Source organism: Paenibacillus sp. CECT 9249, from assembly GCF_918697855.1.
Classification (GTDB): domain Bacteria; phylum Bacillota; class Bacilli; order Paenibacillales; family Paenibacillaceae; genus MSJ-34.
This window is the reverse complement of record NZ_CAKKLI010000004.1, coordinates 163,468-175,372: the sequence shown is the minus strand read 5'-3', so window position 1 is coordinate 175,372 and position 11,905 is coordinate 163,468. Positions and strand designations below refer to the sequence as shown.

The following is an 11,905-nucleotide window of genomic DNA, read 5'->3' as shown; positions in this document are numbered from 1 at the left end:
CAATTCTTCGGATCTATTATACTCCGGCATAAGAATGAAGTCCCGCGATAATCAAATTCACCCCGACCAGCGTGAACATGACGACCATCAGACCGATCACCGCAAGCCAGGACGATTTCGTTCCGTGCCAGCCGCGGGATAAGCGCAAGTGCAAATATGCGCTGTAAAACAGCCAAACGATCAAAGCCCATACTTCCTTCGGATCCCAGCCCCAGAAGCGCGACCAGGCGATCTGCGCCCAGATCATGGCAAATACGAGCGCTCCAAGCGTAAAGATCGGGAACCCGATCGCAATCGCCCGGTAGCCGATCTCGTCCAGATCTCTCGGATCGATCCCGTCCATAATCGGCTGAATCGCTTCCCCGATCGGTTTGCGCAATATGAGCCGCAACAAGCCGAACAAAAGCACGCCGGAAAGCAGCGACCAAATGACGGTGTTCAATTTCCGGCCCGCGTTGACGCCTTCCATCCAGGACGGTGCGTTGAACAGCGGTTTATTCAAGCCTAGAAACGGCTGATACGATTTCACTTCGCTATTATGCGGCCCAACGATCGGAGGCATCGTATACTTCACATCTTCGACCTTCGTCTGTTGTTGGCCCGCGGAATCGACATACTCGGTCGTTTGCGTAAACTCGGCCTCGTATCCCGCGCCTCTGAATATAAATACGCAGGCGATAAAACCGACAACAACCAAAATGGAAAATATCGTAAATTCAAGCCATCGCTGCGAGCGAATCGCCGCTTTCGTCTTCGCTTTAAAATCCATCGTGCGCAGCAAATACATGAATCCCGCGGCAAAACCGACGGCGAAGAACGCTTCGCCCAATGCCGCGAGCGACACATGCAATTTCAGCCAGATCGAATCGAGCGCCGGGATCAGCGGCTGCACTTCTTGCGGAAAGACGGAAGCGTACCCCATAATGATGACGGCGATCGGCAGAGAGAATACGCCAAGCACCGGGGTGCGATAAATCAGGTAGACGACCGTGAACGCCACCATGATCAACATCGCGAGCAAAGACATGAATTCATACATATTGCTGTTTGGGATATGGCCTCCGCCGATCCAGCGGGTAATGAAATACGTGAATTGAGCGGCCAGACCCAGGCAAGAAGTTACGAAGGAGATGCGGCCCCAACGCTTCACATGTTTCTCCGGGTCCCGCCCTCCCCACGATTTCCCCGCCATCGTCACGACGTAGAAAAGAAACGCCAGGCAATATAAGAAAAACGCCACTAAATATGCATCGCTGCTTATGTCGAGCAACACTTTCATTTATGATCCCCCTTAATTATCGAGCGACTTCGGATCGATTTCTATATCCATTTGCTTCAAGAAAGAAGCGACCTCTTTGCGCATTCCGTACCAGTTTTTGTTCGTATGCGCGCCAAGCGATAACGTTCGACCGTCGATACGGAGCCAAATGCGGCGATGCTGCCAATAAAATCCGAGCACAAGCCCGATCACCGAAATGCCCGCTCCGATCCAAATAAACGGCATCGCTTTATCGACGCGAATATTCAAGTAGCTGGTCGAAGCCGAAAAATCGACATTCTCCATGCCATTCACTTTCAATTCAAACTTGTCGGCAAATGCTCCGTTAATCGCATCTTGCTGGAAGCGCTCCTTATCGATTTCTCGCGGGAAATACATATACGGCTGTCCATCTTCCGGCAAGCCCGGCCCTTGAATGATAAAAATAAATACAGGTGCGTTCGGTTCTTGCGATTTCGTTCGCGGCTTCCCGTCTTCAGTCAATGCAAAATCCAAATACTTCTCCTTCAAAATAAATCGATAAGGACCTGCCACGTATTCGGGGGCGGAATCTTTCATTTTCAATTCGAATTTGCCGTACACTTCTCCCGTTTCCTTATTGCGGAACTCCGGCGTAACCGAGCGCAGTTTCGGCGTCAAATCGAAATCGAACTGGTAAGCCATCAAGCCTTTGTAATTCATCGGATCGTTGACAATAATGTTATGACGGTCCACTTCTTTCAGGACAGGTTCTTTCGTTACGTCTTCGCAGTTGGCGGTACATTCGTACATGACCGCTTTTGTTTCGTACTTTTTGGCGATCAGACGGCCTTGCCCTTGAAACTCCTTCGGCAAATCTTCCTCGCCGTAATATTCGAGCGTAAACTTCTCGTTCTTCAAATAGAAGTTCGTATCCGGGATTCTCACGATTTCCCCTTCGGGAAAAGCGGTGTATTGATCCATATGCCAGCCCGGTATGCCGCGCGCCAATACGGCCAATAAAAAAATAATAAGCCCGATATGATTAATGTAGGGGCCCCATCTGCTAAAGCGGTTTTTCTCGGCGAGCAGCGCCGTCCCGTCCCAGAACACCTTGTAATGTTTCCGCTTCAACGGTTTGACGGCTTGTTCGACCCAAGCTTGCGGATCCGCGTCGATTTCTTCCTGGTACACGACTTTCTGGCGCGTAATGAATTGCAAATGTTTGCGCACCTGCTGTTTGCTGAGCGCGCGGTACAGCGGCAATACGCGGTCCAAGCTGCAAATGACGAGCGACGCGCCGATCATGACGAGCAGCGTAATGAACCACCAGGATCCGTACGTATTCGCCAAGCCCAACTTGTAGTAAATCTCGCCCATCGTACCATACGTATTTTTATAGAAGTCGGCCGGCACGCTCCCGATAAACGTGTTTTGCTGCGGATAAATGGTCCCCAGCATGGAAGCGAGCAGCGTGATGACGATCAGCCATACCGCAACTTTGACGGACGAGAAAAAACGCCAAACGAGGTCGATGATCGACGGATTCGCCTTCTGCGATTTCCGCGCTACCCCGTCATAGCGCATCTCCAGCGGTTCCTTCGAATCTTCCCCTTCCAGCAAAGGCTTGCCGCAGGCTTCGCATAACACGGTTCCGACCGCATTCTGGTGTCCGCATTCGCATTTCGTATTCTCAAACACTACGGTGACCTCCTGCTACTATGAAATCATAAACGTTGTAAGTTGCTTTCCAATACATTCCGGGTCAACTCGCCAATGCGGATATCGATAATTTTGCCCTCGGAACTGATAAAGACCGTCGTAGGGAGCGGGCCGATGCCGTACTTGCGGGTCGTCTGCTTCTCTTTGTCCAGCAGCAGCGGAAACGTGACGCCGAATTGCTTGACGAAATTGCTGACCGTCATTTGATCCTCGCCGACGTTAATGCCGAGAAATACCACGTTCCGGTCTTTCCACACTTTCGATTGTTCCTCCAATAGAGGCATTTCCCTTACGCAAGGCTCGCACCAAGAGCCCCAAAAATTAACGACAAGGCCTTTCCCTTTATAATCTTCAAGATTGTGAACGCTGCCGTCCGTTCCAAGCAAAGAAAATGCGGGGGGCTTGTCGCCGACTTGAGGCTTGCCGTCAGAAGCGAATAAAGACGAACCTATCGCATAACCGCCTAAAATTAAAATACCGAGCAATATGACGATTTGAATCGGTTTATTTTTCTTCATGTCCCATTCTCCTAACGAAAATCGCTTCGATCCCGCCTTCGCGTCAGACTTCGAAGCGTATGTATCTTGTAACGAAACACCTCCGACGCCCGTCCGGTTGCCGCAATGACTAAAGTCACAACCGAAGCGATACGGAATATATATCCTATGAACATTATAGCGAAAGTTGGAGCAGGAACAGCTACATTATTGTGAAAATTATGTGTCACAGCAACAAGTTCAGGCAGTTTATGCGCCGTTATTTGCTATCCCGTTTCTTCTTCGCCGCCTGCTTCAGTTCATTTACTTCTTGCGCGGTTAACAAGCGGTATCGCCCGCGTTTCAAATTTTGCAAAGACAATTCGCCGAACTTGATTCGTTTCAACCGAACGACCGGGTGGGAAATCGCTTCGAACATGCGGCGCACCTGCCTGTTGCGGCCTTCGTAGATCGTAATCCGGATCGTCGCTTCGTTCTTGTCCGGATCGACGTCCTGATATTCGACCTCGGCGGGCGAGGTCATTCCATCTTCTAACATTATACCCTCTTTGAGCCGATCCAACTGCGTGCCGTGCGGGACCCCTTTGACGGTAGCCAAATACGTCTTCGGCACATGATGCTTCGGATGCGTTAATAGATTGGCGAATTCGCCGTCATTCGTAAGCAGCAGCAAACCTTCCGTATCGTAATCGAGGCGGCCGACCGGATACACACGCTCCCGGACGCCGGCCAAAAAGTCGGTAACCACCTTTCGGCCTTGCGGATCGTTCGCGCTCGTTATGACGCCTTTCGGCTTGTTGAACATCATATATATCTTTTTTTCGGTTGCAATCGGTTTTCCGTTTACCGTAATGAGATCGTTTGCCGGATCCGCTTTCGTTCCGAGCGTCGTCACGGCTTGTCCGTTCACTTCAACCTTTCCTTGCAAGATCAGTTCCTCGCATTTTCTGCGGGATGCGACGCCGGCCGCCGCCAAAATCTTCTGTAATCGTTCCATTTCTTCTCGTCACCTCAAACCTAATGATAACCATCCGAACCGGAAATCACAAGTTCGTTCCACGGAAAATAAAGACCCGGGCATTGCCCGTCGTGGGAATACGTATTTCCGAGCGGAATACGGTACACCTCCGATAGCCTGGCGATCAATTTCCGGGCGATAAACAACTGCTCTAGTTCCGAGGGGTATAAAACAGGCGGGAAACGGGAAAAATCACCTTCGATGCAAAGGTGAATGTAGTGGGGATCGGTTAATGCCGGAGCGGGGACGACATCGCCGCTGCGGAGAATCATAAAATCATAGCCTTTCCCGTTTATGGACGGACAGGCCGAATGGTGGATCACAAAGCCTTCGTACTGCATACGGTTTACACCTCTTCCCCCCGTAAAACTGCTACAGTATATGTGTCCGTCCGCCATTCGGTTCGGCGGCGGGGGAAGGAGATGCGCGCACGCGCATTAACTGAAAACGAGATAGCATATAAAAATGGCGGCGACAAATCCGACCAAATCGGAGATAAGGCCGACCTTCAAGGCGTACAGCCCTTTCTTGACGCCGACCGCGCCGAAATATACGGTCAGCACGTACAACGTCGTATCGGTGCTGCCCTGAATCGTCGAAGCCATGCGGCCGATCATCGAATCGGGCCCGTATTGTTTAATCAATTCGGTCGTAAAGGCGAGCGAGCCCGAGCCGGTTATCGGACGCAGCAGCCCCAGAGGCAGCACTTCGCTCGGTACGCCTAAATAATCGAATAAAGGTTTCGCGAAGCCGACCAAAAAATCCATCGCACCGGACGCGCGAAATACGCTGATTGCAACCATCATCCCGACAAGATGGGGAATGATGCGGATCGATGTGTCGAATCCGTCCTTCGCCCCTTCAACGAACGATTCGTATACGGGCACTTTTTTAAATATGGCATATAGCGGAATAAACACGATTATTGCGGGAATCGCCCAACTGGAAATCTTCGTCACCAGCGAATACAATGCAAATCATCCTTTCACATGCGTGCTTTCGGACGGCGGCGCCGCCGGTGGCAAAGGCGGATGCGTGCGCAATCTTACGATCCGGAACCAGCGGTCGGCGGCGATAGCGACGATCGTGGCAATCGCGGTGGCGATCAGCGTCGTGCCGACGATTTCGGCGGGATTGGCCGAATTGAAATTCATGCGGATCGCAATTAATGTCGCCGGAATTAACGTAATGCTGGACGTATTGATTGCAAGCAGCGTGCACATGGCCGGCGTGGCCGTATCTTTATTCGGGTTGAGCTTCTGCAGCTCTTCCATCGCTTTGATGCCCATCGGCGTGGCCGCATTGCCCAGTCCCAGCAAATTGGCGCTCATATTCGACATAATATAGCCGATTGCGGGATGATCTTTCGGCACGTCGGGAAATAAAAACCGGACGACCGGATTTAGCAATGCGGCAACTTTTTTCAACAGTCCTCCGTCTTCGGCGACACGCATCATTCCGAGCCAAAATACCATCACGCTGATCAGCCCGAAACAGACGGTGACGCCCGTTTTCGCTCCTTCAAAAGCCGCTTCCGTCACGATATCGATGCGCCCTTGTGCCGCGGCGGCAATAAATCCGATCACGATAAAGAACAGCCAAATATAATTCACCATAAGCCTTTTCCCTCCCTATCGTCCATTCGCGTTTCCGGGCGTAAGCAGCGACCTGACCGCCGCCAGAAACGCTTCGCGCCAATTCGTAATCGCCGCAGGCTTCGGATACGGGTTAGGCGCCCCTTTCGCCGCGACGGTATATGCCCGCTGCTGTTTCATAACCGGGCTGTCCTTCTCGTACACGGGCACCGATCCGATCTCATTGCCGCCGAGCGCAATGACGATTTTCCCGCGATAACCAAGCCTGTAATCAAGCGATTTGGACGGGGCCAGAACGAGCTGCGTACGAATGCGTTCTTCCTCCCCTTCGGCGAACGGGTAGGCGAATGTTTGTCCAACCTGATAAGAATAATTTTCGATGTCTTGTCCTTTGCGAACGACATCTTTCAACGGGAAGTGCTCAAAGCCGTAGTCGAGCATTTTGCGGTGATCGTTCCAATCGTCCCCGTCGTTCAGCGTGACTGCGGCTAACTGCTGGCCGCCTCGCGTGGCCGAGCTGACGAGGCAGCGAAGCGCTTTTTTCGTATATCCCGTCTTCACTCCGTCGGCTCCCTCGTACATGTGCAGCATTTTATTTTTATTTCTCCATTTATAATCCCATGAATCGTTCGGATTCGGCGCCGTTTTCACTTCCGTTTTGACGATACTCCGAAATACCGGATTTTTGAGCGCATATGCGGTTAGCTTCGCCAGATCGTTCGCCGTGGAATAGTGATCGTCTTCATCCAAACCGTGCGGATTTTTGAAATGCGTCTGCTCCAATCCGAGCAGTTCCGCTTTCCGGTTCATCATCAGAACGAACCCTTCCTCCGAACCGCCGACATGCTCGGCGACGGCCGTCGCCGCGTCATTGCCGGATTGAAGCATCATCCCGTACAGCATGTCCTGCAAGCTCATCTCTTCCCCAAGTTTCAAATATAGCGACGATCCTTCCTTGCCGAAGGCGCGTTTGCTTACCTTTACTTTATCGGACAGCGTGCCGTGCTCGATCGCGACGATCGCGGTCATAATTTTCGTTAAGCTTGCAATCCGCATCCTGATATCGCCGTTTACGTGATACAGGATTCGCCCGGATTCCACATCGATCAGCGCAGCGGCTTTCGCGCTTGTATGGAGGCGCGGCGGTTCCGCCGACGCAAGCATAGCAGGGAGCGAAGCGAATAGCGCGAATATAACAGCGATTTTAAGCAAATAAAAAGCCGTTCTCATGCGTTCAACCTCCGACAATAAGCTTACTTGTACAAGTATATGCTTATCCGATTCGGAGTATGACCGGAGAGAATGGCTTCTTATCGGCAATACGTTTGGCGCGGGTTACTGGACTTGATTGTTATTCTGCTCGGTATGCGTCGTCGTCGTTTGCGTCGTCGTCGTTTGCGCGCCCGTTTGATTCATTTTGGCGCCTTTCATCATATTTTGAAAATTGTCCATAAATTGCGGAAGCGAATCGATCACCCGCTCGACAAGATGCGTTTGGTTGTCGAGCGATACGATTTTCACCCCGTGCGTACCTACGACCAAAAACGCAATCGGCGTTATGGTAACGCCGCCGCCCGTACCGCCGCCGAACGGCAGCGCCACGCTCGCGTTATGAGCGTCGGATTTCGCAGCCGATTTATCGTCCGAAGGAAATTCGCTCCCCCCGGCCGCGAACCCGAAGCCTACTTTACTTATAGGCAATATCACGCTGCCATCCGCGGTTTGTACCGGTTCGCCGACGATCGTGTTGACGTCTACCATATTTTTCAAATTTTCCATAGACGTTTTCATTAAGCCTTGAATAGGATGTTCTGCCACGTCCTGAGACCTCCTTTCACTTTTAGAACGCGAACTATAAGTGCAAGTCCCGCAACTATAGCCTGCCCGAAGCGGATTTTCGCTATGCAGTCCAGTTCTGTGGCAAATTGCGGTGTATGAAATTGCGGATATACGGCGAGCTGCGGGTTCTGCATAAATCGGAACGTTGCGGCCGCCCAGCCGGCCGCAACGCTCTTGACCGCCCAGACGACGCCGGTCGCAATCGCCGTATCGGCCGCGCTGCCGATCCCGATATCGGTCGACCAATTCATTCTCGTTACCCGGATTTTGCGCAAAAATTGTTTGTACCAAATCGACCAGCCGCTCGTGGCATTGACAAGCAATTGAAATCGATCGTAAGCTTGTTTCACTTTTTCAAAATCGAGTTGTCCTTCAGCTTCCTTGCTATGAGAGCCGAATACGTTATCCGTTTCTTTCTGGCGGTACGCCAAACCTTTGTGCCATCCTTCGAACGAGAGCCGCGGCACTTTGTAATCCAACTTGACAAGACCAAGCAGCAGCCGGATTTGCACTGTGATGTCGTCGTTCTGAGCATATTTACGAAAATGAACATGTATTTGGATATCGGACAACCATATGGTTACGAGTACAACGAGCAGGATGCCGATGCAAATCCAAACCCACACTGTGGAACCCTCCTCACCTTGATCCGAAGAAACATCGCTTCGAATGAGCCCGTCTGCATAAAATTAGTATGGCATCGCGAGGGTAATATTATCATGTCGCACCTCAGGTCAAAAAGAAAAACCCCGACACTTGTCAGGGTTATGATATGATTTGAAATTAGTCCACATCGTCGATCGTAAGTTGACGCCCTTCCAGCTTCTCGAACAGCAGTTGCGTTTCTTCCTCCAGCAATTCGCCGCTCTCGAACGCCGACGAATCGGGCAAGCCTTCCAAGCTGTCCAGGCCGAAATAATCGAGGAACGCTTTGGTCGTGCCGTACAAAATCGGACGGCCGACCGCCTCCGCGCGTCCGACTTCTTCGATCAAGTCTTTGGCGGCGAGCGTGTGGATCGCCCGGTCCGACTTTACGCCGCGAATTTCTTCGATTTCAATCCGCGTAATCGGCTGGCGGTACGCAATGATGGACAGCGTCTCGAGCGCCGCTTGCGACAAGGCGGAACGGGAGGGCGAGTAGGCGAGCCGCTCAAAATAAGGCGCATGTTCGGGGATGGTCGTCAACTGAAACGCTCCGGCTATTTCCACGATTTGCAAGCCGCGGTTCCCCCGTTCGAAATCGCCCTTCAGATCGAATACGACGTCCCGGACCAAATCGGCGGGCTGCTCGACCACCTCGGCGATTTGTTTAGCGGTTAAGCCTTCATCCCCCACCAAAAACAGCAGCCCCTCAATAATCGATTTCAGCTTCTGAAAATCCATTCGCAGCTTCTTCCCCTTTCCACTGAATCACAATATCTTCAAACAGGCGATTTTGATAGCAGCTGATTTGCTTCATTTTCATCAATTCCAAAATCGCCAGAAACGTAACGACAATCTCATGCCGATACATTTCCTCATGAATCAGCTTCGAGAATAACATTCTATCTCCCGGAAGAAGCGTGCGCAGCGTATGAACGATGTCGCGAATCCGGTCTTTCACCGAAATTTCGTCGCGCTCGATCCGGGCGACCGTATGTCTGCGGGCCGCTTTGCGCAGCGCTTTTTGAAAGGCGATAATAAGATCGGCCGTATGCAGCCCTTGGACCGGATTTTCTTGAACGGTCGGCATGAACGGCGTCAAATCTTCGGGTTCCTTCGTATAAATAAGGCTGCGCTCCAACTCTTTATCGCGAAGATGCTGCGCAATTCCTTTATACTTGCGGTATTCCACCAGCTTCTGGATCAATTCTTCGCGCGGATCTATTTCATCTTCATATTCATACTCAAAATCGTCAATTTCAATAACGGGCGGTTTCGGCAGCAAAACTTTGCTTTTGATCGACAAAAGCGTCGCGGCCATCACTAAAAATTCGCTGGTGATCTCAAGTTCGAGTTCCTGCATGGTGTCTAAATATTCCATATATTGGTCCGTAATTTCGCTAATGGAAATTTGATAGATGTCGATTTCCGCCTTATCGATCAGATGAAGCAGCAAATCGAGCGGCCCCTCGAACGTTTCCAGCTTGTACAGTACCGCCAATGAACTTCCTCCCGCTTTCCGTCAAAAAATAGAACGATGCGCCGCTTAACCGACTGACGTATCGGCAGCATGAAAAATATCGTCTTCTATTTTAAATAGCACTAATTGAACTGTTTCGTCAAGTTCGCCATTTCGATTGCGGTTACGGCCGCTTCCCATCCTTTGTTGCCGGCCTTCGTTCCTGCGCGTTCGATCGCTTGTTCGATGCTGTCCGTCGTCAATACGCCGAATACGGTCGGTACCCCCGTTTTTAAATTAATGGCCGCAACCCCTTTGGACACTTCGCTGCAAACGTAATCGAAATGCGGCGTCGATCCGCGAATGACCGCGCCGAGCGTAATGACCGCGTCGTACTTGCCGCTCTCCGCCATTTTCTGGGCGATCAACGGAATTTCGAACGCGCCCGGCACCCATGCGACATCGACTTCGCCGTCTTCCGCGCCGTGGCGTTTCAAGGCGTCCAACGCGCCGCTAAGCAGCTTGCTGACGATAAATTCGTTGAAACGTCCGGCGACGATGCCGTATTTTAATCCTTGCGATACTAAATTTCCTTCAATAAAGTTTGCCATTTGAAATCATCCTCTTCTCATAGATTTGGTATATTGCCGACTATACGGTCTCGTTTTGCTCGATCTCGTCAAATTGCAGCAAATGCCCAAGCTTGTCTTTTTTCGTATGCAAGTAATTCGTATTGTCTTCATTTTCTTCTATTTGCAGCGGAACGCGTTCGACCACTTGCAAACCATATCCCTCAAGCCCTTTAATTTTGCGCGGATTGTTCGTCAGCAAGCGCATTTTGCGCACGCCGAGATCTTTCAATATTTGCGCCCCGATGCCATAGTCGCGAAGATCGGGCGGAAAACCGAGCTTGACATTGGCGTCCACCGTATCCAAGCCTTGCTCCTGCAGCTTGTAAGCTTTCAGCTTATTGATCAATCCGATGCCGCGGCCTTCCTGGCGCATATACAGGAGCACGCCCTGGCCGGCTTCTTCGATTTGACGCAGCGCGGCGGCAAATTGCGGCCCGCAATCGCAGCGATGGGAATGGAATACGTCCCCCGTCAAACATTCCGAATGCACTCGTACCAGAATCGGCTGGCTGCTGTCGATCATACCTTTCACGAGCGCCAAATGCTCTTTCCCGTCGACATCGTTCGTATAGGCGACCGCTTTGAACAAGCCGAAATCGGTCGGCATCCGCACTTCGACTTCGCGGTGCACCAACTTCTCTTTCTCATTGCGGTAACGGATCAAATCTTGAATCGAGATGAGCTTCAGCCCGTGCTTCCGGGCGATTTCGACCAAGTCGGGCAGCCGCGCCATCGTCCCGTCCTCTTTAATGACTTCGCAGATGACGCCCGCCGGGTACGATCCGCACATGCGCGCGAGATCGACCGCAGCTTCCGTATGTCCGGCACGCCGCAGCACGCCGCCTTTTTTGGCGATCAACGGAAAAACATGGCCAGGCTTGCGGAAATCCGCCGCCTTCGTCTTCGCGCCGATCAGAGCCTTAATCGTATCCGAACGCTCGAAAGCGGAAATTCCGGTCGTCGTATCGACATGATCGACGGATACGGTAAACGCGGTGCCGTGATTGTCGGTATTATGCGCCACCATCGGCGGAAGCTCGAGCTCCTGGGCCCGTTCTTCCGTAATCGGCATGCATACGAGCCCGCGGCCTTCCTTAATCATAAAGTTGATGACTTCCGGCGTGGCCTTATCCGCAAGCGCCAAGAAATCTCCTTCGTTTTCCCTGTCTTCATCGTCGACGACGATGATCACTTTGCCCATCATCAGATCGTAAATCGCTTCTTCGATCGGATCTAAACGGAAATTGTCGTCCATCGCTTTCTT

General features: G+C 51.7%; 14 protein-coding genes. All 14 read right to left on the bottom strand.

Going from position 1 to position 11,905, the window contains the following annotated elements; translation table 11 throughout:
* Nucleotides 1-16 precede the first annotated feature (16 nt).
* Nucleotides 17-1,279, bottom strand: a complete 1,263-nt coding sequence (gene ccsA, locus LQ229_RS05855) for a cytochrome c biogenesis protein CcsA (protein WP_290370017.1) — start codon at nucleotides 1,277-1,279, stop codon at nucleotides 17-19.
* 12 nt (nucleotides 1,280-1,291) lie between these two features.
* Nucleotides 1,292-2,938: a cytochrome c biogenesis protein ResB gene (locus tag LQ229_RS05850; RefSeq protein ID WP_216539862.1), complete on the bottom strand. Its 1,647-nt coding sequence runs from the start codon at nucleotides 2,936-2,938 to the stop codon at nucleotides 1,292-1,294.
* Between the two features lie 26 nt (nucleotides 2,939-2,964).
* Entirely contained in the window at nucleotides 2,965-3,477 is a 513-nt protein-coding gene (gene resA / locus LQ229_RS05845; RefSeq protein WP_230191164.1) for a thiol-disulfide oxidoreductase ResA, read from the bottom strand.
* A gap of 238 nt (nucleotides 3,478-3,715) precedes the next feature.
* Nucleotides 3,716-4,453: a pseudouridine synthase gene (locus tag LQ229_RS05840; RefSeq protein ID WP_216539860.1), complete on the bottom strand. Its 738-nt coding sequence runs from the start codon at nucleotides 4,451-4,453 to the stop codon at nucleotides 3,716-3,718.
* Between the two features lie 20 nt (nucleotides 4,454-4,473).
* A complete protein-coding gene (locus LQ229_RS05835; protein WP_216539859.1) occupies nucleotides 4,474-4,815 on the bottom strand; it encodes an N-acetylmuramoyl-L-alanine amidase in 342 nt (113 codons plus the stop codon).
* A 96-nt stretch (nucleotides 4,816-4,911) separates the two neighbouring features.
* Complete coding sequence (locus tag LQ229_RS05830) at nucleotides 4,912-5,445, bottom strand: spore maturation protein (RefSeq protein ID WP_230191163.1); 534 nt, start codon at nucleotides 5,443-5,445, stop codon at nucleotides 4,912-4,914.
* A gap of 6 nt (nucleotides 5,446-5,451) precedes the next feature.
* Nucleotides 5,452-6,090: a nucleoside recognition domain-containing protein gene (locus tag LQ229_RS05825; RefSeq protein ID WP_230191162.1), complete on the bottom strand. Its 639-nt coding sequence runs from the start codon at nucleotides 6,088-6,090 to the stop codon at nucleotides 5,452-5,454.
* Nucleotides 6,091-6,105: 15 nt separating this feature from the next.
* Nucleotides 6,106-7,299 (bottom strand): D-alanyl-D-alanine carboxypeptidase family protein, encoded by a 1,194-nt coding sequence (locus LQ229_RS05820; RefSeq protein WP_230191161.1) that lies wholly within the window; start codon nucleotides 7,297-7,299, stop codon nucleotides 6,106-6,108.
* Between the two features lie 105 nt (nucleotides 7,300-7,404).
* Nucleotides 7,405-7,887 carry a GerW family sporulation protein gene (gene ytfJ / locus LQ229_RS05815; protein ID WP_216539855.1) on the bottom strand — a complete coding sequence of 161 codons (483 nt, stop codon included), beginning with the start codon at nucleotides 7,885-7,887 and terminating at the stop codon, nucleotides 7,405-7,407.
* Entirely contained in the window at nucleotides 7,860-8,534 is a 675-nt protein-coding gene (locus tag LQ229_RS05810) for a DUF2953 domain-containing protein (protein WP_216539854.1), read from the bottom strand. The genes ytfJ and LQ229_RS05810 overlap by 28 nt, the downstream gene beginning before the upstream one ends.
* A 157-nt stretch (nucleotides 8,535-8,691) precedes the next feature.
* Entirely contained in the window at nucleotides 8,692-9,291 is a 600-nt protein-coding gene (gene scpB / locus LQ229_RS05805) for an SMC-Scp complex subunit ScpB (RefSeq protein WP_216539853.1), read from the bottom strand.
* On the bottom strand, nucleotides 9,260-10,051 hold the full coding sequence (locus LQ229_RS05800) for a segregation/condensation protein A (RefSeq protein ID WP_216539852.1): 792 nt from the start codon (nucleotides 10,049-10,051) through the stop codon (nucleotides 9,260-9,262). Before LQ229_RS05800 ends, scpB begins: the two co-directional genes overlap by 32 nt.
* Nucleotides 10,052-10,152: 101 nt before the next feature.
* Nucleotides 10,153-10,620 carry a 6,7-dimethyl-8-ribityllumazine synthase gene (ribE, locus tag LQ229_RS05795; protein WP_216539851.1) on the bottom strand — a complete coding sequence of 156 codons (468 nt, stop codon included), beginning with the start codon at nucleotides 10,618-10,620 and terminating at the stop codon, nucleotides 10,153-10,155.
* A 40-nt stretch (nucleotides 10,621-10,660) separates the two neighbouring features.
* Nucleotides 10,661-11,896: a bifunctional 3,4-dihydroxy-2-butanone-4-phosphate synthase/GTP cyclohydrolase II gene (locus LQ229_RS05790; protein WP_230191160.1), complete on the bottom strand. Its 1,236-nt coding sequence runs from the start codon at nucleotides 11,894-11,896 to the stop codon at nucleotides 10,661-10,663.
* Nucleotides 11,897-11,905: the final 9 nt, after the last annotated feature.

Bases quoted from the DNA above. Each gene is read 5' to 3' on its own strand.
- ccsA (WP_290370017.1), bottom strand. From the start codon at position 1,279: ATGAAAGTGTTGCTCGACATAAGCAGCGATGCATATTTAGTGGCGTTT.
- resA (WP_230191164.1), bottom strand. From the start codon at position 3,477: ATGAAGAAAAATAAACCGATTCAAATCGTCATATTGCTCGGTATTTTA.
- LQ229_RS05840 (WP_216539860.1), bottom strand. From the start codon at position 4,453: ATGGAACGATTACAGAAGATTTTGGCGGCGGCCGGCGTCGCATCCCGC.
- LQ229_RS05835 (WP_216539859.1), bottom strand. From the start codon at position 4,815: ATGCAGTACGAAGGCTTTGTGATCCACCATTCGGCCTGTCCGTCCATA.
- LQ229_RS05825 (WP_230191162.1), bottom strand. From the start codon at position 6,090: ATGGTGAATTATATTTGGCTGTTCTTTATCGTGATCGGATTTATTGCC.
- LQ229_RS05820 (WP_230191161.1), bottom strand. From the start codon at position 7,299: ATGAGAACGGCTTTTTATTTGCTTAAAATCGCTGTTATATTCGCGCTA.
- scpB (WP_216539853.1), bottom strand. From the start codon at position 9,291: ATGGATTTTCAGAAGCTGAAATCGATTATTGAGGGGCTGCTGTTTTTG.
- ribE (WP_216539851.1), bottom strand. From the start codon at position 10,620: ATGGCAAACTTTATTGAAGGAAATTTAGTATCGCAAGGATTAAAATAC.
- LQ229_RS05790 (WP_230191160.1), bottom strand. From the start codon at position 11,896: ATGGACGACAATTTCCGTTTAGATCCGATCGAAGAAGCGATTTACGAT.